Raw genomic sequence first — 20,236 nt, 5'->3', positions numbered from 1 at the left:
AGACCATTATTTATAATTAATTGTCTAAAGTTGTTATAAATATAAAATCAACCCGAAATTTTCAGTAAAACTGATATTGCAGTTGTAACTGCAAAGCTTTCGGGCTGAATTTTATTTGAGAGCGCGCCCTGGAGGACTCGAACCTCCGACATCAGGTTTTGGAGACCTGCGTTCTACCAACTGAACTAAGAGCGCACAAGCTTTATTAGTAATTATTTTGTCGCGGTCTTAACTAGTTTAACTCAATTGTGGCATTTAAGATCCATTTTTTTTGAAAAATTAATAATCAGCCACCACAGTGTAGAAAAGCTACTTGCATACTCATTCAAAGAAAGCGGTCAGATAGTTGATGGGCTTGGTTTGTGTCCCGTCAAACTATCGGGTCTTCATCGCATCTCTCGAAAGGAGATGCGATGAAAGGTGATGCCGATGAAGCTGTAAATGCTCGTATCATTTATACGGGTATTTATTGAAGTTACAATGGGCGGTCAAAACGTTGCTTAATTCGAGTAGCTTTACCTATGCGATCGCGAAGATAATAAAGTTTAGCACGTCTAACTTTACCGCGACGCATGACTTTAATATTATCAATTCGCGGAGAATGCAAAAGAAAAACCCGTTCCACTCCAACACCCTGGAATACTTTGCGAACCGTAATGGTTTCGTTTATTCCACCATTACGCATGGCAATGACAACTCCTTCGTAGGGCTGTACGCGGAATTTTTCACCTTCTTTGATTTTTACTCCGACTCTCACGGTATCACCTACGTAAATTACTGGGAGGTCTGTTTTTAATTGTTCCGCTTCTAAGTTGCGGATTATTTCTTGTACGTTCATTGTTTGTCTTCAAATATCACGATCACCAATAATAAATCTATATCGATGTTTTAGTCCACCAATTTCAAGTCATTATTTTAATGATTACAATAATTTTTTGGATCAACCAGAATTTATTTTCACCAAACGGTAGTTGACGGGGCTGAAATAATGTACTTAGAGTATTGAATGTATGAAATTTAGCGTTGTTATTACAACATATAATCGTTTAGATTTACTTAAACGAGCAATTAACTCTGCTCTTAACCAGACTGTTGAGTGTGAAGTGATTGTTGCTGATGATTGTTCTTCTGATGGTACTTGTGAATATGTCAACAAGTTAAAGGAACAGCTACCACTCGAACAACAGCAGCGATTGATTTATTTTTGTAATAGTATAAATTCTGGTCATGCTGCAACGGTAAATGCGGGGATAGAAAAGGCTAAAGGTGAGTGGATTAAATTTTTAGACGATGATGATTATCTTGCGAACAATTGTCTAGAGGAAATGCAAAGGGCGATCGCGCTTCATGAAAATGCTGTAATTTGCTCGTGTATTGCTTCTCAGGTAAATGAGTTGGAAGTTGAGGTGGGTCGTACACCTGTACTGGGTCCGGGATTAGCTTTTTACATACCCCAAGAAGATATTCATTACGGTATGCTTCTAGAAAGATTACCATTTGGGACTCCGGTTCAGGTAGCTTGTACTCGTGAAGCTTTTCTGAAAAGCGGTGGATGGGATGTCAGATTGACGGGTTGCGATGATATTGATTCTTGGATTCGCATTGCTCAATTTGGAGATGCCCTAATTTTAAATCAGTGTTTAGCATACCGAACAATTTGGTCTGGAGGATATGACCAAAAAATCTTTCTACAAAAGCGCTTAAATACTAATATTTTGATGAAAGAGAAGATTTACGCTTTAGTTGACGAACAATACCGCTCTCAAATTCCGCCTTTTGACGATATTATCAATTATTTGAAACTGCACTGGGCGATGGTGGCATTAAAGCAAAAAAAAATCAGCCATTTTCTTAAATTAGCAGATGCTTCTATTTTATCTTTAACTGCTTGGCGACTTCTATTTGCTTCAGCTTTAGCACGTCGCGGAAATTTACATAGTCCTAATTTGCGTAAAATTGTCTTAATTGAATCATAAATTGGGAATTGGTAATTGGGAATTGGTAATTGGTAATAAAAATCCGTGAAATCGGTGAAATACTTTTTAACCTGTGATCGGGTTATATTTTTTTCACAGAGTTATTTAGATTATTCAAATTATGATTATTTCAATATATTTAATATATCTAATATATCGTATTTGTTTTACTAAAGACATTTAAGGATAACAATATATATTATATTGGCAATCTATGAGCGGTTAGAGTATATTTTTAATATAATATTATCAAAGTGGACAGAATACGGAATAAGTAGTTATCGCTGGATGTATTTATCCCTCGAAATTGCTTGTGTACAATATCAGAATCAATGAATTTACTTGGTCTATATCTTGCTTCCTCGAAGCATCCTATCTTTTATTTAGATAGATATGTAAATTGGTAGTCAAACATTGTTTGATTGCTTAAAGCTAGCTATGATTATTTTTTGGTAATTATTTATTAATTTATTTATTAATTGATTTATGAAACACAATATTTATCATTAAATAAATAAAAAAAATCAGGAAACAAATTCTTTAAAGGTTACATCTGAATTATTAAATAAAAGTGGTATATCAAAGCATTTACGATAAATTGATGCTTTGCATAAATCGAAAAAACCTATTTTAATTCATAGTATCTCCATGAAAATAATACATATTTTAAATGATATTCAAGAAATTGGTAACGGCATTATCAATGTAGCTGTGGATACTGCTTGTTTACAAGCTAAAAATGGTCATGATGTAGCGGTGATTTCTGGTGGTGGAGAATATGAGACATTGCTTAATAAATATGGTGTTCAGCATTACCATTTAAATCAAAAAAGAACACCGTTAAATATTTTGAAAGCAGGAATCATTTATCGGCAGATTATCAAGAATTTTCAGCCAGATATCGTTCATGCTCACATGATGACGGGGATACTATTAGCAAGTGCTTTGAGATTTGGAAATAGCTATGGTTTAGTTTCCACGGTACACAACGAATTTCAGCGCGAAAGTATATTGATGGGTTTAGCTGACAGGGTAATTGCTGTGAGCAAAGTGGTTGCCCAGAATTTGGCACAAAGAGGTATTTCACAAGATAAATTACGGGTTATTTGTAATGGAACTTTAGGAAGTCCGCGTAACTCCATCAAAGGTGAATATGAACATTTAGAATTGCAGCACCCAGCAATTATCACTGTTGCGGGAATGTATCAACGTAAAGGTATTGCTATATTAATAGATGCTTTTGAAAAAGTTGCCAATTTATTTACCGAAACTCATCTTTACATAGTAGGAAATGGTCCTGATAAAGAAGAGTTTGAAGCACAAGCAAAACAATTAAATTGCAATCATCGGATTCATTTTGAAGGTTATCAACCACAACCGCAACGCTATTTAAAATCTTGCGATATATTTGTTTTAGCTTCTTTTCGTGACCCTTGTCCATTGGTACTTTCAGAAGCTCGTGAAGCAGGTTGTGCGATTATTGCAACTGATGTTGATGGAATTCCGGAAGCTTTAGATTATGGTGAAGCTGGAATTTTAGTACCAGCAAAAGATAGTCAAGCTTTAGCAGTTAAATTGAAGAATTTGCTTGATGATTCAAATGCATTAAATCAGTGGAAAAATCGAGCCAGTCAAAATTTAGAACGGTTGAATATTAAACGAGTTTGTCAAGAAACAATAGCAGTTTATCAAGAGTTAGAAAAGAGGGAATATAAAATAAGGAATAGGGTATTAGAATAAATTATAAAAATTAATGTTCAGACCACTTTTCGATAAACCAATCAATTACCATTAATAACTTTTCTGCTTCTGGTTCAAAATATTTCTCTGTCGTTGCAACTGGGAAAAAATAACCAATAGAATGTAAAAATACTTCTACATCGCGCTCTAAATTATCTATTTTAAATAAATTAGTTTCAATACCCTCTTGAAGAATCTTGAATAAGTTTTTTCGAGTCCAATTACTTTGTTCTTCTATTATATGTGGATTTAAACGAATTACAGCACGAGCTAATTCGGCTGCATGAGAACCACTATTGCGCGTTTCTTGAGATGCCTCGAAGCGATTGAGAATATAAGCCTTGAGTTTTTCCTGGGGAGATTTCGAGGAATTTAAAATTCTTTCTGTATATGCTATATGTTGCTGTGCAAAAGCTTCGGTACTAGCAATTAAAATATCGTCTTTATTTTTAAAGTATAAATATAGCGTCCCCACAGCAATACCTACATCTTTAGCAATTTCTTGCATTTTTGTTTTTTGAATTCCGTATTTGCGGAGACGCTGTTTGGCTGCATTTAAAATTGCTGCTCTTTTTTCTGGATCAAGTCTTTGCATTCGATACTAATTTCATTTCCATAATTTGACTTTAATGCCATTTTTCGGACGTAATGTAAACGTTGGGTCAATTTCTATGTTTTGATTGGGTAATAATTCTAACTTGAATCGCTGACTAATTAAAGCAATAATGATTGTTGCTTCCATCAAAGCAAAGCTTTTACCAATGCAAATTCTTTTTCCACCACCAAAAGGGAAGTAAGCAAAGTTTGGTTTTTGATTTACTTTGGTGATTTGCGACTTTGTACGGTCATAAGGTACCTCGCTGGAATGAATAATGAACGTTATTATGTATTATTCATTTTAGCGTGTGAGATGGGGATTGTGTGTGTTGCTTTGTTTGGTTTTTTAGACTCAAGTGTTAGTAGTTGCTTTCTGTCGCAGTTTATAGAAATCTTCATGAAGAAACTGGTTTCTTCGCGCCTCTAACTCCTAACTCCTAACTCCTTCTTGCCCATTTGCCACTGAAAAAGTCGTGGAGCAAAATATAAAAACAGGGAATAATAAATAGAGTTAATAACGTTGCTAAAGATAACCCGGAAAATACTACTACACCCAAAGGTTGTAAGAATTCTGAACCTTCTCCGATTCCTAATGCTAAGGGAAACATCCCCAAAACTGTAGTAATGGTAGTCATTAATACTGGACGTAAGCGTTGAGGTGCGGCTTGCAAAATTGCGCTTTGACGGTCAACGCCTTTTTGTTCGCGAATTTGATTTGCTAACTCTACCATGATGATGGCGTTATTAACGACAATTCCCACTAATAATACAGCACCAACGATTACTGTTGCTCCGATGGCTGTCTGAGTAATGTAAAGTCCGAAAATACCCCCAGCTAATGCTAAAGGAATTGTAAACATAATTACTAACGGGTCTACGAGGGAATTGTACTGCACAGCCATGACTACAAACACCAGAAAAGCAGCTAATCCTCCTAATAATTTCAAAGAGTTTTGTAACTCCTGATTAGCTTCTGAAGCTGAACTGGGTAAAACTGACACACCCGATGGTAAATCCAAATCCGCGAGTACTGAATTAACTTGTTTTAAGGCTTCACCAAGGCTTGCTCCTTCAGTTAAATTACCAGCAACAATAAAAACCTGACGCTGGTTAATCCGCTGAATTTCTCCGGGTGCTTGTCCGTCAACAATATTAGCAACATCACTTAGACGTATTTGACGGTTATTATTCACAAATAAAGGCAATCTTGCTAGTTCGGAAGAAGATTTTATCGAGTCTTCGTCTAACTGCACCTTTATATCTACCAAACGATTACCACGCTGCAACTGAGTCGGTGTACTACCTTCAATCGCAGTTTGAATTGTGTCACCAATGTCTTGAGTTGTTAAACCCACAGCCGCTACTCTTTCCCAGTCGGGAATAATCTGAATTTCTGGTTGACGGGGATCAGCATCGGGACGGAATCTAGCTAAGGTGGCTTGCTCTTCCATTGCGGCTAATACTTGACGACCTGCTTGTTCTAAGGATTGGGAGTCGTTTCCTTGTAAAATTACATCAACTTCCGCACCACGGACGGGGGAATTACTGAGAATTAAACCCCGAACTGCACCAGGACTCAGACGCAAGCGAATTCCAGCTAAGTTGAGTTTATTTAATTCTGTGGTAACTTTTTCGACATAAGCTTCCACATCCGTACCGGGTTTTAAGGTAATGGTACTGGAACCCCGCAATGGGTTTTCGCTGGTATTAGTACCAAATAGCGCACCTCCAGCAGTGGTAAATACGTATTCGGTTTCTGGCTGTTCTAGTAAAATTTTATCTACCGCAGTCATCACTTTACGGTTTGTTTCTAATGGTGTACCGGGAGGAAATTGAGCAAATAAACTGGCTTGTCCGGTACTGATGCGGGGTAAAATTTCTTGAGGAATTTGAGGAATCATCCACAAACTGCTGCCACCAAAAATTAAGATAGCAAGTCCAATTGCTAACCAGCGAAAACGCAATACTTTCCCTAAAAAACTCCGATATCCTTCTGTTGCAGCTTCAAAGCGACCATTAAACTTACGTAGCAGCCAAAATTCATTTAAGCGACTCGACCAACGCCAAGCTAACATTCGAGATGTCATCATGGGTACAACGGTGACTGCAATTAAGATCGAAGCCGCCACCGAAAAGCTGATGGTCAGAATTAACTCGTTGAATAGCAGGGAAATAAAGCCACCGATTAATATAAATGGCAATATTGCGACTAAGTTTGTACTGGTGGAAGCAATCAATGCTGATTCAACTTCTCGGCTACTTTGTTCGGCTTGAATGATTAATTGATGGGGACTCAAACGAGTTTTCGCGCTTTTACCCGGAGTCATCCCCGCGCCCTCGGCAATATTCTCCAACATCACAATGGAGTTATCGACAACAATCCCCACACCCAGCGCTAAACCACCCAAACTAAAAATGTTGAGAGAGAAGCCAGATATACCCATGAGAATAATTGCAGCCAGGGTAGCCAAGGGAATCGCCAACACGATGATAATTGTTTGACGGATAGAACCAAGGAATAATAAAACGGCGATCGCCGCAAGCATTGTACCAATTAAACCGGAAGTGGCTACGTTTGATATGGAGTTACGGATAAACTTTGATTCATCCAAAGTAGTTGTAATTACTGTTCCTTCTGGAATTAAACCGGATTGTTTTAACTGTTCTAAACGCTTTTTGACGCTATCTACAACATCAACAGTATTGCCATCTGGTTGTTTTTGGACACTGAGTTTGACTGCTTGTTCGCTATTGAGTAAAACGAACAATCGCTGTTCTTCGGAACCATCTAAAACTTGGGCAAAATCTCGTAGGTAAACGCGACGAGAAATACTAGGGGAAGTGGTAGATGATTCTGAGGAAGCAGAAGAAACTTCAAAGGAAAGATTTTCGATTTCTTCAATATTTTGGAAACGTCCTACTGTACGAATTAATGGCTCGGAATTTTCCCCAAAAATTCTACCACCGGAAATATCTTGATTGCGATTTCTCAATTCATCTAGTACGTCTGTTAACCCTACACCCAAAGCCTGCAAACGATTTAAATCAATATTGATCCTAATTTCTTCTTGAAGTCCTCCCGATACATCTACTACTGCAACCCCCGGAACTACACCGAGTTCGCGAGCGAGTTCTTCTTCCGCAAATACACGCAGGTCAACGCCTTTTAAAGTCGGTGAGGTTAAGGCAAATTCATAAACTGGTAGTTGGGAAGGATCAAATTTGAAGATACGCGGTGCTTCAATGCTATCTGGTAGACGACCTCTAGCTCTGTTGAATGCTGCTGTAGCATCATTGAGGGCTTGGTCAATATTACCCCCCGGCTGAAAGTACAAATCTATACTGACTTGTCCTTCACGAGTTTGGGAATATACCTGAATTACTCCTTCTGTTGCAGCGAAAGCTTCTTCTAATGGTCTGGTAATTTCATCAACTCCCACTTCTGGAGAAATTCCCGGTGCTTCTATACGTGCGCCAATCCGGGGATAAGTAATTGATGGCAGTAAATCTACTGGTAATCTAATGACAAAAAAGATTCCTAGTATAATTACTGCCAGAGTTAGCATCAGTGTACCGATATGCTGGCGGATAGAAATACTGCTAATACTAAATCCGCTATTTTGATTAATTTGCTGCATCTTTTGAGGGAATTGGGAATTGGTAATAGGTAATAGGTAATTGGTAATTGGTAATAGGTAATTGGGAATTGGTAATTGGTAATTGGTAATTGGGAACAGGAAAGAAGGGAGTTAGAGATGTAGTGAGTTTTTTCGGCAAGTTTGGGATTGGAGATGATATTAAGTCCCGATCATTATTTATTCCCTATTCGCTATTCCCTCTTCCCTATTCCCTATTAATTTTGAGTTGATTCGGCTTTTTCAGAAATAATTGAAAGACGTACAGCAGCATTATCTTTCAACGGTTCTCCGCTACGAACCACAAATCTTTCTCCCGGCTGCAATCCAGACAAAATTTCGACTTTACCATCACTTTTTTTGCCAATTGTGACTTCTCTGGCTGAAACTGTGGGTTTTTCTGCTGAAGAGTTCAAAACAAATATTGTTCCTTGACGATTTTGATTGGAATTTTCTTCAGTGCTGGATTTACTCTTTCGATCTTCTTGTAATGCTGTTTGAGGTATGACAACACTTGCTTGTTCAGAGGATGTAAAGTTAACTCGTGCTAATAAACCGCTACCAATCTGCCGATCATTATTAGGAATAACTACTTCTACTGGTACTAGTCGAGCCGTTGGATCGGCTGCTGGAGAAATCCGGGTGACAGTTCCATAGTATGTTTGATTGGGGAATGCATCTAAACGCACTTCTACTGACTGACCAACCTGGATTTTTGCTAATTCTAATTCTGAAACTTGAACTTCTACCTTAACTCTATTGAAGTCCCCTATTTTCAAAACTTCATTCCCCGGTTGAAGCAAATTTCCTGGTTCTGTTGACCTTTCTAAAATTGCACCAGTTATAGGTGATGTTAGTCTTGCATAGGAGCGTCTTTCTTGTGCTTGTGCAACTACTGCTTGTTGAGCTAAAACTCTACTTTCAGCCGCAGCAAGGGCTTGTTGTTCTACTCGAACGCTTTCTTGAGCAGCACGCACAACCTGATCCGCAGTTTGCGCTTGTGTACGCGCTTGCTCTGCTGCTTGTTTGGCGATCGCACCTTGAACGGCTAATTTCTGCTGTCTTTGGGAATCTGCTTGTAGTTGTTGGAGTTGCAGTCGTGTTCTTTCCACTTCTGCACGAGCATTACTGATCTGAGCGTTAATACGTGCTACTTCTGACTTGAGAGATGCTAATTCTGCTTCTGCTTGATTTATTGTTGTTCTAAGTAAAGTATCATCTACCTGTCCGATTACTTGTCCTTGATTAACCCTATCCCCTACATCTACATTTAATCCTAAAAGCCTTCCTTCTACTTGCGATCGCAATGACACTGTACGAAAAGGTGTTGTGGTACCCGTGAGCGGTTGTGATTTTTTTAACGAATCTGTGCGGGCGATCGCCACATCTACAGCCGTTGCACCACCTCTTTGTCCTCCTCTACCCCCACGCTGAGATTGAGCTTCCGCTGATTCTTTGGGAAGTGAGGCGCAACTTGCACTCAAAAGTCCTAAACTTAATAAACAGGCAATCCATCGACCAGAAGAATAAAGTATTTCATGATTATTTTGTCTGCTTATCTCCTTTTTGTAAGGCATATTTTTGGATAATTGGGAATGGGTAATTGGTAATTGAGAATGGGCAATTGGTAATTAAAATCTGTGTAATCCGTGCAATCCTTTTTTTATCCCTGGTCGGGATTTATTTTTCTCTCTAACTAAAATGTCTATTTAACTGTATGTTTCAAATCATTCTTTATATAACCAATAAAACTAAATAAAGCTAAATAAAAATTATATTTTATTCATAGAATAATTCCAAATATTAATACTAATTGACTAATAATTTTTCACCAGTTGAAATAAAAAGCGTTTTTTATTACATCAAGCTCTTTTCATACAAAAAATATCTTTTAACTCCAATTTGTGTATATAAATGATATATAAATACTTGTGTAATTTTTATGCAATCCCCTGGGAAATTTTATAATTATTATAAATATTATTTAATAATTCTTACTATATCGCAAGTAATAAATTCTACATCGCTAATTTGTGACTTTTTTCACTTCCTTTTTTTGAATTCGAGATATATGAACTTTTATTTTTAATGTTGTAGCCAAATTATCTGTATTTTATGAAATATTGCGTTACTTTAAGAAAAGTAACAAAATCTGGTTTGTGGAAAAGACATGATGTAGGGCTTTCCAGACTTGATTTTGAATTTAAGATAAGGGAGGCTACCAGTGACATCACCGCTAGAACTTGCAGAATTAACTAATGAATCGGCAATTGCGGAATTTTTTCGAGAATCAGAGGGTAAATGGCATTCGGAACGACGCTACTATACTTTACCGGATGGAGAAACCAAACAAGTTGAAAGCGCGATCGCAGTTCGGTTTTTAGAAGCGGGATGCGATGAATTGCTTGTTTTGGCTCAGATGCATGATTTAAATTCAGATAAAATATTGATTTGCGGTACCGAAGTGACTTGGGAAAGCATCAACTCGGTGAGCGGCAAAAAAGAATCTAGTGGTTCTACTTTATTTGGTGCCTTGGGCAATATATTGTATCGCGATCGCGGTTTTGCGACATCGAAACCAATTACAGCTGAGTATCATTTCCCGAATCAGAAAACGTTGTGTTTGCGTACCGAGTACAACGGTTCGGTGTTTGAAGAAGAATTAAAGTTTATTGGCGAGAAATATCGTACCCGTCAATCTGTGATTTCTCGTGCTGGGGAACAGGTGATGATTGGGCAGTATTTGGAAAAGCGAATTGAAGGGTAGTTGGGGATTTGCTAGAAAGTTGGATAGTTAAAATATCAGCAGTTCAAAGTTTAACTTCAACAGTAGTAGTCTATTTCATTAGTTTTGATGGCTTGTAGAGACGCAAGGGTTCGCGTCTCTACATTGTTTCAGTAATAAACGAACCAGTCATAATAAATGATTTGGACTAGTACTCCACCACATTAAATATGAATGGTTAGTTTTTCCCAAAATTGTCTAGAGACGTTATTTATAACGTCTCTACAGCACCCTCATAACTTATGTGGCAGACTACTAGTACCGCTTCGCGGAAGTAAGAAGTAAGAAGTAAGAAGTTTGATTTTCTAGTCTTTTCAGCCATTTTTAATGGTTGCCTTATTTACGCCGACTTGTACTAGAACCTTTGATGGGTTATAGGTGGGGTGAGAAGTCGGGTTTTTATTACCTTTGTCTGATGTTGCGATATTTATCTTAAAAACCCGAATTCTGTGGTGTTCGCTATTTTTTAATATCCAAAATTAAAATTATTTAAATTATTTAAAATATTTAAAAATATTTAAAAATACTTTGAATAAAAAAATTGTGTTTTAGATTCCAAATAGCACCATAAATTAATATATTTTTGTTACCTATATTTTTTACGTAAAGAGTAATTTTACTTACTAGGTTAATATTTTATTTATACGAATCAAGTTTGCAAAATTGAAAAAAGATTGTTAGTATCCAAAAAGTTATCTTGTAATTATATTGACCAGTGTATTCTACCAATTGATGTAATTCACATTGGGAAATATGGCAATTATTAAAGTTTCTAGCACCGCAGACAGTGGAAAAGGAACGCTTCGAGAGGCTATCTTTAAGTCAAATTCTGGTGATACTATTCGCTTCGATTCAGCCCTTGCGAACAAAACCATTCGTCTAAAAGAACAACTCGTCGTTGATAAAAGTCTTACTATCGATGGAGCGGATGCATCGAATTTAACCATTAGTGGTGAGAACAAAACGAGGATTCTGCATGTTAGTTATAACTATTCAGATGTAGTGCTAAAAAACCTCACTTTTACCAAAGGTAAAGCAGTTGATAATAACCCGAATAAGACTTTACGAGGGGGAGCTATTGAACTGGTTGACTCTAACACTTTGGTAGTAGAAAATTCTCGCTTTATCAAGAATGTGGGAGAACGCAGTGGTGCAATCTTCGTGGGTTACGGTGCGAGTGCCACAATAAATAACAGTGTTTTTGATGGAAATGACGGAACAGTTGCTAAAGACGGCTTTAGTGCGGGTGCAATCTCAACCTATGGAGGTGGAGAGGGAGCAACAGTTGTTAATAGTAACGGTAAACGCAATGTCGGTGGAAATGCTTTTCTCGACATTCGTGACACAACTTTTACTAATAATAAAGGTACCTATGGCGCTGTTTACACCTTATTAACTGGACTCAGAGTTGAAGATTCAGTCTTTCGGAAAAACGAAGGTAAGAAAGGAAGTGGAGCCATCTTCACTGATGGAGCTAATGGAACCGAGAAACCTGATAATCTTGGAGGAACGACTCTGATTCGTAATGTTGTCGCCGAGGAAAATGTTGGTGGTGGAGGCTATGGTGGAGCCTTTTTCCTCAGCGGATATTCAAAGGACAAGATTGTAATTGAAAACAGCAAAATCGCCAATAATAAAGCTCCTAGAGGAGGTGGTTTAGCTGTTCAGTCGTATCAAGATGAAGCAAATCCTGCCTCATTAATTATTCGTAATTCCACAATTGCTAATAATATATCTCCATCCCAAGGGGCAGGTTTATGGACGGATGTTAAAGGTGGAGTCACAATTAAAGATTCGATATTTTCTGGTAATCGCGTCACTAATTCTAATAAGGATGGACAAATTGGAGGAGCCATTGTTCTGAATACTCCAAAGTCAGCCAAATCGACTATTACCAACACTACATTTGTCAATAATTATGCTGATCGTCAAGCAGGAAATATCTGGATTGCTGGGGAAACACAGGGAAAAAATCTCACCATCAGCAAGTCTAAGTTTGCAGGAAACCGTTCTCCGCAGTTTAATGGTGAATCGGAGCGTACAGTTAATTTCAAAGTTACTGATGGGGGCGGCAATATCGTTCAAAATAAAAACGGTGCGGATACTTCAATTTCTGGAGCAAAATTTGTGGAAAATTTACAGTTAAATCCCGTTCCTCAAAGTGCTGGTGATTTCGGTATCAATTCAGAATCTCAACTGTCTATAAATTCTACCAATAGCGAGCCTCAGTCAGCGGTATACCGCCGTGTAACGGGGGGCAGTAAGCTGACTCCCCAGTCAATTCCCACATCTACCGAAGATGGGATTATCAATGGAGGAATCATAAATCTCCGTAACTTGCAAGATAGGGTGGTTGATACAATTACAAATCAGCCGATTCTACCGGGAGAGAAAGGATATGAAATAACAGCACTAAACCAACGTACCGAGTTAGAACTGCCTGTAGATAATGACGGGGGAATATTGTTCCCACCATACGCGATCGCAAACGCTAATCTAGAAGAATTTCTCGTTCAAAACCCAACTGACAACCTAAATCCAAACGGATTGAATGCCTATTTTGTTTTTGGGAATGGGAATCCAGATAGCCTACAAGAGCTCAAATATTCAGATCATACTTTGGGTTTAGAGGATTTAGCAGAAGTCGGGTTTTTAAGATAAATATCTGTAATACAACACAACCATTATAAAAACCCGACTTCTCAGTTCCAAAAGCTTCAGAAGTCGGGTTTTTAAGATAAATATCTATAACAATTTTTGATTTAATTAAATTTAATTTAATTTTTCTTAAATTACGCTACAATTGCATACAATAGCTCTATTGTCAAATATTTTTCAACAACTTTGATGTTGAAGAAAAATATTTAAGCAACAGAATCATTGTTAGCACCATGTAATTTTCTTGGCGCACTGATGGATAGGACTCTAGAGTCGGTTTCTAAATTTTCTATATCTTGTGAAGTAACATTTGCTGTAAACAAATCATCAGAAATATGACCTCTTAATTTAAGACCTGGGGGTACATATCCAGGTTCTGCGACTTTCACCGTAACCCCAAAAATATCATTATTTTCTGGTTGTTGGGATTGCGCTATTTCAGAGCCGTGTTCTTTTTTGTGACAGCCGTGCAGCGTATTTTTTTTAATACGCACTGGTCTACCTGCGATGTAAAGCATATATAAGTATTCCTGATTTACATTAAGTAAAAAAGTATTCTTTTAATAGAATAATATTATATTTTATCACCTTATATTATCACATCGTTCTGACGATGGAAATTGTAGTTTGAAGATTAATTGGACCGTAGCCATAACGCATTTTCTGTAAAGGGTCTTCTGGAGGATTATTTTCAGCACTTTGGATTAAGATATTGCGAATTTGTTTAATATCTAATTCAATGTTGCGGGCTTGAGCTTCAGCGAGCATTAAAGCGATAATTCCAGTAACCATGGGTGCAGACATACTGGTGCCAGATTTTTGGTAAGACTTAGTTTGAGTAAGTGAACAAGCAGCCCATATATTTTGTCCGGCAGCGATAAAATCGGGTTTTTGTCGTTGATCGCGGGTAGGGCCAGAACTGGAAAAATATGATAAGGGTTGGTTGGGTTTTGTGGGGTTATAACAACCAACCATAATTATATTACGTCCGCAGCCGATAGAGTTAACGGTATGAGTATTATCATGAGGTGGGACAAAACTGGTTTGCGAACCATCTTCACGTTCTATCCAAGCGTGAAAATTACCGTTACTAACTTCCATTCCATGGAGTCGTAAAGTCCAAATTCCTCCTGGAAGTTGGGATTCCATAAAAACACCAATCATATTATCACTGTTGTTCGGGTCGCAAAAACGGTGAGATAAATAAATTAGGGTGTTATCATCTTCGTCTACAATTTCCCCATTTTCTCCTAATTTTAAACTTACTAAAGTTTCGCCGTTGGGAGGAATTATTTCCAAAAGGAATTTATCGGCACCATTATACCAAACTTCCATTGCTTTGTACTGTCTATGACCTCTAGGAATATCCCAATGCAAATCGGTAAAACCATCTTGTGGAACTTTGCCCGAAGCATGAATTCCTTTATCATAAGAATTTCCCGCCGCAATAACTACCGCTCGATTGGGTTTTTGAGCAACCAAAGCATCTAGACTTTGTTCCACCAAAGCCGTACCATCGTGAGGACCGCCATGTAAAGCCAAACTAATATTGATTGCACAAGGGCGTTGCTCGGCGATGTCAAAGATAAAATCTACCGCTTCCACAAGTTCAGTAGTATCACCTAAAGAATTATCAACAGCCGAACTACCATCAGCTAACAGTGCTTCTACAGCACCGTTAGAAAAGTGAACGAATACGATATCAGCTTTCGGAGCTATACCCGCATTTCCGGTACCGTTTCCATTTCCTGTAGCGATATCCATGACATGGGTTCCATGAGCCAGCTTTCCGGGATAGTAACCCAAAGCTAAATAAGGATTTTCTGCTTGTAAAGCTTGATTAATTTCTGCGCTGCGATAAACTTTTCCATAACCAAAAGGACTATCGGGTTCCGAGGAACCATCTTGGTCCCATAAAGCGAGTATTCTAGTAGAACCATCTGGGTGACGAAAATTTTTGTGGACGAAATCGCAACCGACATCGATAATTCCCACAACTACATTTTTTCCTTGTTCTCCACTAGAATCTACTTCTACCAAATTAGAAGTAGTTAATACTTCTGCAAAACTCTGATCAACAGTTAATTGTAAAGCTTGTGATGCTTGTAAGCTAATAACGCAAGGTGAAGTACGTACCGACTGCAACCGCGACACGGGGACTCTCGCTGTCACAATAATTTCTCCCGCAGACGTACTACCAATCTCTGCACCTTCTCTGACTTCACTGAGCGATCGCCATGCTTCAATATCATTTACTTTGGCAATGACTGCAACTTCTCCCACCTCTGTTGAAGCTGTAGGTGGAGTAGATATGCCACGACGACGGCGTTGTATAAGTCTTTGTAACCGTGGGTCAATGTCTGCAAAAATATTTGTCCATTCAAATCGCATCAATCACCTGCTTTTGTCTAATTTAACTAATGATTTTTATTTTTTTCAGATAAAAAAAACTATGTAATAATTCGGCTATTTAGTAATTTAATGGTAGCTCAAATTACACTTTATTTTATACGAGTAAAGGATATTTCCCACCGGATAAAACGCAAAAAATAAATTTAGGTTCTTAGAGGATGTTTTAAAAGTATCCGGCGGTTTAAACCGCTACTACAAAAACAAAGTCCACCTGCGTGGACTAATTAGTTTAGAACCCGCGCAGGCGGGTTTTGTTTGTGTAGCCGCGACTTATAGTCGCCAGTTGAAGTATTAAATTAGACTTTCAAAACATCCTCTTAGCAATTGTGTATATGAATTTTAATTCTTTAGCTGTGGAATTTTCTAACTTTTGGATTAATCGCTATAATCGCTAAAGTTTATCAGTTTATAATTGTTTTCAATTATAAATTAACTGTTTAAGTTGGGTGTTTTGAATTTTTGGTATTACCAGATAATTCAAATGAGCAAAATTATATTTATAAAAAAGTTATAAAAAAAAGTAATTTAGCTTACATAACAGTTAAAAATTTCCGAAAAAGATATTTACTTTTCTCCAATACATTGATATATCTAGCCCAGACTTGACATTGTAAAAGTCGTAATTCAATTAATTTCAATATATAGAGTAGCTAAAAACCGTGTTGCAAATTAACAGAAAAATAATTTCTTTGACAGTCTTAGTGATACTAGCTTTAGTTGGATGTACCACTTCGACACCAACTCAAACTACTGCAAATCAAGGCAACCAAGGGAACGTAATATTCATTCACCCAGATGGTACTAGTCCATCTCATTGGGGTGCGGCGCGGATGCTGCATTATGGTCCAGATGGTAGACTTAATTGGGATAAGATGTCTAATTTGGGTGTGTATTTAGGACATTTGAAAAACCAACTTACAGGAACTTCTAACGCAGGTGCAGTAGTTCACGCTACAGGAGTGAAAGTAAACGCGGATTCCTTTGGATTAGATGAAAATGGACAAGCTATAGTAGCAGCTTCGGGTAAACCACAAACGATAATGGAAGAAGCTGTAGCTGTTGGTAAAGCTACGGCGATAATTAATTCAGGGATAATAGTCGAACCTGGAACTGGTGCTTTTGTCGCTAAAACTAAAAGTCGTAGAGACTTTGCAGAAATTACCAAGCAAATAGTTGAATCTGGAGTCGATGTAATTTTAGGTGGTGGTGAAGTATTGTATCTGCCTAAAGGAACAGCGGGAAGATATGCTTCTTCTGAAGAAAGTCTGCGGGAAGACGGAATAAATTTAATTGAAGTTGCGAAACAAAAAGGTTATACCGTAGTTTACAATCGCGACGAACTGTTGAATTTACCTCCAGATACTAAAAAAGTATTAGGAATTTTTGCAGCAACAGATATTTATAATGACGAATCGGAAGAAGATTTACAGGAGAAAAATTTACCCTTGTATTTTGCAGAAGCGCCGACAGTTTCCCAAATGTTGCAAGCAACTTTAAAAATTGTCTCACAAGATAAGGATGGTTTTTTTATTGTTTTAGAAGAAGAAGGTACTGATAATTTTTGTAATTATAACAACGCCAAAGGCTGTATAGAAGCAGTCAAACGCGCCGATGATGCGATTGGTGTAGCGATGGAATTTATCGAGCAAAATCCTAACACTTTATTAGTGACTGCTGCTGATAGCGATGCAAGTGGTTTAGAAGTAATTGGAGTTACCACTAAAGATTTTCCCTTAGATAAACCTTTACCAGAAAAAGGTGAAAACGGCGCACCATGGGATGGTAAAGAAGGGACAGGTACATTACCTTTTGTTTCTGCACCAGATAAACAAGGAAACAGTTATCCCTTTGCGATCGCCTGGGGAGGTTTTAATGATTTTACTGGTTCTATTGTTGCTAAAGCACACGGATTAAATGCGGATAAATTAGCTAATACTGTAGACAATACTGATATTTATCGTTTGATGTATTTAACCTTATTTGGTAAGGAAATAGTTGACAGTTGACAGTTGACAGTTATCAATTCTTAACTCCGGTGGTACTAATTCCTAACTCCTTTAATCTAAAATCTAAAATCTAAAATCTAAAATCTAAAATTTTCTAATAAATGGTGGATAAAATCATTATCCACCGTTGAACAACTATAGGGAATCACGTATCTATATATTTAAGCCAAGCTATTTGAAGAGAAGCACACTGTTTTAGTTTAGAGATATTATCGTTAGAGATGCATAACTGTTAGCTGAAGGGAGGAGTTTTCCGTTCTCCCTTGTTCATTTTGGTATAAGTTTTCTGTGTTCCGATCATACTCCCAATCAAGTATCCACCTAATCCCCATAAGACTGGTATTAGCCAAGATTCATCTTTTCGACTTGAATCAGATTTCTCTAACGTTTCTTTAGTAAATGGTTCATTATTGAAAGATTGTGCTATTAATTTCCCTGATAAATTATTTTCGATAGCACTCGTCGGTTTCACAACTACAGCAGAAAATATCGCTAAACAAGCAGTTGCGAATGCTAATTTACGAGTCATCCTCATCATAATTCCTAACCTTTTTGATTTGAGTAGATACTTAGACATATAAGGATAATTCCTTACTCTGATCCGAAAATTAGCAGAGAAAGGAATAGTCTTTATATACCTAAATTTTGGCTAGCAATAGCAGTTAGCTTTTACTATTTGTACTAGTTTTTACTGAATAAAACAATGTTCCTGTGTTACAATTGAATGTTTATCTATAAAAGTAACTTAGACATCAGTGTTAATTATCATACAACTTTATTGGTATTTAGCTTGATAGAATCAACTCTTAATTGAGAAGTCATTTCCATCAGAAGTCGGGTTTTCATGAAAAAACCCGACTTCTAAACCTAACTCTTAATTACGTAATTACTAGATTCAATAGTTAGTAAAGTTTTCAGTTTATCTTTTGTAGAAGTTCTAATTCTATAGTTCTAATTCTAATTTTTGATAAAAATGTGCTTAATAGTCTTGACTTTATAGAAATGAAAGACACTTAATTCTTGAGCTATGTTCCCTTTCAGTTATAAAGAAATGAAGCCCGCTTTCTCAAGGGACTTCAGGTGCATTTCTAATAATTAGTTATGCAATGGAAAGATGTTGCAACACAACTCGTTTGTAAATTAAAACACAATACAAATTTCAGCTTTAAACTGTTACTGGTGATTGCTTCAATTCAAAAATTTTCTTAATTACATCTTCTACAACCTTATCCGGTGTAGAAGCACCAGAGGTAATTCCGACAACAATTTTCTCATCTGGGAGCCATTGATTGGATATTTCGATATTGCCATTTAACTGACAATGCTCGATACTATCTGCCGACAAAATTCTCTCCACACTATCAATATGATAAGAGGGTAATTCTCTTTCCACTGCAATTTCTTGCAAATGGGAAGTATTCGATGAATTAAAACCGCCAATGACTATCATTAGATCGAGTTTTTCCTCTACTAACTCCAGCATCGCATCTTGTCTTTCTTGAGTAGCGTCGCAGATGGTATTAAAGCTTTGAAAATGCTGATTTAATTCCCCAGGATTATATTTTTTCATCATGGTATGCTCAAATAATTTACCAATCTGTTCGGTTTCTCCTTTGAGCATTGTAGTTTGATTGGCAATGCCAACTTTTTCTAAATCCTTATCTGGATCGAATCCTGGGGAACAAGCTTTACTGAATTTGGCGAGAAATTCTTCTCTATTACCGCCATTTAAAATATAATCGGCAACATATTCTGCTTCTTGCAAATTTAGCACAATCAGATATTTACCAGCGAAAGAACTAGTCGCAATAGTTTCTTCGTGTTTATATTTGCCGTGAATTATAGAAGTACAATCAACTTTTTTATGTTTTTCAACTGTATTCCAAACTTTAGAAACCCAAGGACAAGTTGTATCAACAATTTTGCAACTTTTATCATTAAGTAACTGCATTTCTTGAACGCTTGCTCCAAATGCAGGTAAAATCACAACATCTCCAGATTGAACCATAGAAAAGTCTTTTTGACCAGCTTCTACAGGAATAAATCCCACCTGCATTTCTCGTAAACGTTGATTGACGGATGGGTTATGAATAATCTCATTAGTAATCCAAATCTTTTCTAAAGGAAAATGCTTACGAGTTTCATAAGCCATCGCTACAGCACGTTCAACTCCCCAGCAAAAGCCAAAAGCTTCCGCTAGACGAATAGTAACATTACCGCGAGTTAAAGTATAATTATTATCTCGAATTTCCTGAATTAAACCGCTTTGATATTCTGAATGTAGCTGAGTCGCAACTTCTTCTTGATGTCCAAATCCTCGACGGTGGTAATTTTCCGAATGTTGTAATGCACGTTTAAAAGCTTTTGTATCCATAATATTAGTTGTTAGTGGATAGGAGTTAGGAGTTAGGAATTGTAGAGACGGGG

The 20,236-nt window shown here is 37.2% G+C and carries 14 protein-coding genes and 1 tRNA gene; 5 read left to right on the top strand and 10 right to left on the bottom strand.

What is annotated here, in order from left to right; translation table 11 throughout:
* Positions 1-122 precede the first annotated feature (122 nt).
* Positions 123-195: transfer RNA gene (locus IQ247_RS14330), tRNA-Trp, on the bottom strand.
* Positions 196-475: 280 nt separating this feature from the next.
* Positions 476-838, bottom strand: a complete 363-nt coding sequence (gene rplS / locus IQ247_RS14325; RefSeq protein WP_193921029.1) for a 50S ribosomal protein L19 — start codon at positions 836-838, stop codon at positions 476-478.
* 172 nt (positions 839-1,010) lie between these two features.
* Between rplS and IQ247_RS14320 the strand changes: the two genes are divergently transcribed.
* On the top strand, positions 1,011-1,976 hold the full coding sequence (locus IQ247_RS14320; protein ID WP_193921027.1) for a glycosyltransferase family 2 protein: 966 nt from the start codon (positions 1,011-1,013) through the stop codon (positions 1,974-1,976).
* 648 nt (positions 1,977-2,624) lie between these two features.
* Positions 2,625-3,716, top strand: a complete 1,092-nt coding sequence (locus tag IQ247_RS14315) for a glycosyltransferase family 4 protein (protein WP_193921025.1) — start codon at positions 2,625-2,627, stop codon at positions 3,714-3,716.
* Between the two features lie 10 nt (positions 3,717-3,726).
* On the opposite strand, the gene IQ247_RS14310 is transcribed toward IQ247_RS14315, so the two are convergent.
* The 4 genes from IQ247_RS14310 to IQ247_RS14295 form a co-directional block, all read right to left on the bottom strand.
* Positions 3,727-4,311 (bottom strand): TetR/AcrR family transcriptional regulator, encoded by a 585-nt coding sequence (locus IQ247_RS14310; RefSeq protein WP_193921023.1) that lies wholly within the window; start codon positions 4,309-4,311, stop codon positions 3,727-3,729.
* Positions 4,312-4,323: 12 nt separating this feature from the next.
* The gene (locus IQ247_RS14305; RefSeq protein WP_322745505.1) at positions 4,324-4,545 is read right to left on the bottom strand and encodes a cytochrome P450; all 222 of its coding nucleotides are present in this window, start codon (positions 4,543-4,545) and stop codon (positions 4,324-4,326) included.
* A 205-nt stretch (positions 4,546-4,750) separates the two neighbouring features.
* A complete protein-coding gene (locus IQ247_RS14300) occupies positions 4,751-7,951 on the bottom strand; it encodes an efflux RND transporter permease subunit (protein ID WP_193921021.1) in 3,201 nt (1,066 codons plus the stop codon).
* 215 nt (positions 7,952-8,166) lie between these two features.
* Entirely contained in the window at positions 8,167-9,525 is a 1,359-nt protein-coding gene (locus IQ247_RS14295; protein WP_193921019.1) for an efflux RND transporter periplasmic adaptor subunit, read from the bottom strand.
* Positions 9,526-10,172: 647 nt separating this feature from the next.
* On the opposite strand from IQ247_RS14295, the gene IQ247_RS14290 reads away from it, so the two are divergent.
* Both IQ247_RS14290 and IQ247_RS14285 read left to right on the top strand, forming a co-directional pair.
* Positions 10,173-10,715: a phycobiliprotein lyase gene (locus tag IQ247_RS14290; protein WP_193921017.1), complete on the top strand. Its 543-nt coding sequence runs from the start codon at positions 10,173-10,175 to the stop codon at positions 10,713-10,715.
* A gap of 771 nt (positions 10,716-11,486) precedes the next feature.
* Positions 11,487-13,394, top strand: coding sequence for a right-handed parallel beta-helix repeat-containing protein (locus IQ247_RS14285; protein ID WP_193921015.1), 1,908 nt, complete (start codon positions 11,487-11,489; stop codon positions 13,392-13,394).
* A 203-nt stretch (positions 13,395-13,597) separates the two neighbouring features.
* Here the strand turns inward: IQ247_RS14285 and IQ247_RS14280 are convergent, their stop codons facing one another.
* Entirely contained in the window at positions 13,598-13,909 is a 312-nt protein-coding gene (locus tag IQ247_RS14280; protein ID WP_193921013.1) for a hypothetical protein, read from the bottom strand.
* 79 nt (positions 13,910-13,988) lie between these two features.
* The gene (locus tag IQ247_RS14275) at positions 13,989-15,782 is read right to left on the bottom strand and encodes a S8 family peptidase (RefSeq protein WP_193921012.1); all 1,794 of its coding nucleotides are present in this window, start codon (positions 15,780-15,782) and stop codon (positions 13,989-13,991) included.
* A gap of 680 nt (positions 15,783-16,462) precedes the next feature.
* On the opposite strand from IQ247_RS14275, the gene IQ247_RS14270 reads away from it, so the two are divergent.
* Positions 16,463-17,809, top strand: a complete 1,347-nt coding sequence (locus IQ247_RS14270; RefSeq protein WP_193921010.1) for an alkaline phosphatase — start codon at positions 16,463-16,465, stop codon at positions 17,807-17,809.
* Positions 17,810-18,041: 232 nt separating this feature from the next.
* Here IQ247_RS14270 and IQ247_RS14265 read toward each other — a convergent pair whose 3' ends face one another.
* Complete coding sequence (locus IQ247_RS14265) at positions 18,042-18,386, bottom strand: hypothetical protein (protein WP_193921008.1); 345 nt, start codon at positions 18,384-18,386, stop codon at positions 18,042-18,044.
* Between the two features lie 588 nt (positions 18,387-18,974).
* Positions 18,975-20,183 carry a 4-hydroxy-3-methylbut-2-enyl diphosphate reductase gene (locus tag IQ247_RS14260; RefSeq protein WP_193921006.1) on the bottom strand — a complete coding sequence of 403 codons (1,209 nt, stop codon included), beginning with the start codon at positions 20,181-20,183 and terminating at the stop codon, positions 18,975-18,977.
* Positions 20,184-20,236: the final 53 nt, after the last annotated feature.

Source organism: Plectonema cf. radiosum LEGE 06105, assembly GCF_015207665.1.
GTDB lineage: Bacteria > Cyanobacteriota > Cyanobacteriia > Cyanobacteriales > Nostocaceae > Rivularia > Rivularia radiosa_A.
The sequence above is the reverse complement of the archived record's forward strand: the minus strand, read 5'-3'. Positions and strand labels throughout refer to the sequence as shown.

Bases quoted from the DNA above. Each gene is read 5' to 3' on its own strand.
- IQ247_RS14280 (WP_193921013.1), bottom strand. From the start codon at position 13,909: ATGCTTTACATCGCAGGTAGACCAGTGCGTATTAAAAAAAATACGCTG.
- rplS (WP_193921029.1), bottom strand. From the start codon at position 838: ATGAACGTACAAGAAATAATCCGCAACTTAGAAGCGGAACAATTAAAA.
- IQ247_RS14310 (WP_193921023.1), bottom strand. From the start codon at position 4,311: ATGCAAAGACTTGATCCAGAAAAAAGAGCAGCAATTTTAAATGCAGCC.
- IQ247_RS14320 (WP_193921027.1), top strand. From the start codon at position 1,011: ATGAAATTTAGCGTTGTTATTACAACATATAATCGTTTAGATTTACTT.
- IQ247_RS14300 (WP_193921021.1), bottom strand. From the start codon at position 7,951: ATGCAGCAAATTAATCAAAATAGCGGATTTAGTATTAGCAGTATTTCT.
- IQ247_RS14295 (WP_193921019.1), bottom strand. From the start codon at position 9,525: ATGCCTTACAAAAAGGAGATAAGCAGACAAAATAATCATGAAATACTT.
- IQ247_RS14285 (WP_193921015.1), top strand. From the start codon at position 11,487: ATGGCAATTATTAAAGTTTCTAGCACCGCAGACAGTGGAAAAGGAACG.
- IQ247_RS14260 (WP_193921006.1), bottom strand. From the start codon at position 20,183: ATGGATACAAAAGCTTTTAAACGTGCATTACAACATTCGGAAAATTAC.
- IQ247_RS14275 (WP_193921012.1), bottom strand. From the start codon at position 15,782: ATGCGATTTGAATGGACAAATATTTTTGCAGACATTGACCCACGGTTA.
- IQ247_RS14265 (WP_193921008.1), bottom strand. From the start codon at position 18,386: ATGTCTAAGTATCTACTCAAATCAAAAAGGTTAGGAATTATGATGAGG.
- IQ247_RS14315 (WP_193921025.1), top strand. From the start codon at position 2,625: ATGAAAATAATACATATTTTAAATGATATTCAAGAAATTGGTAACGGC.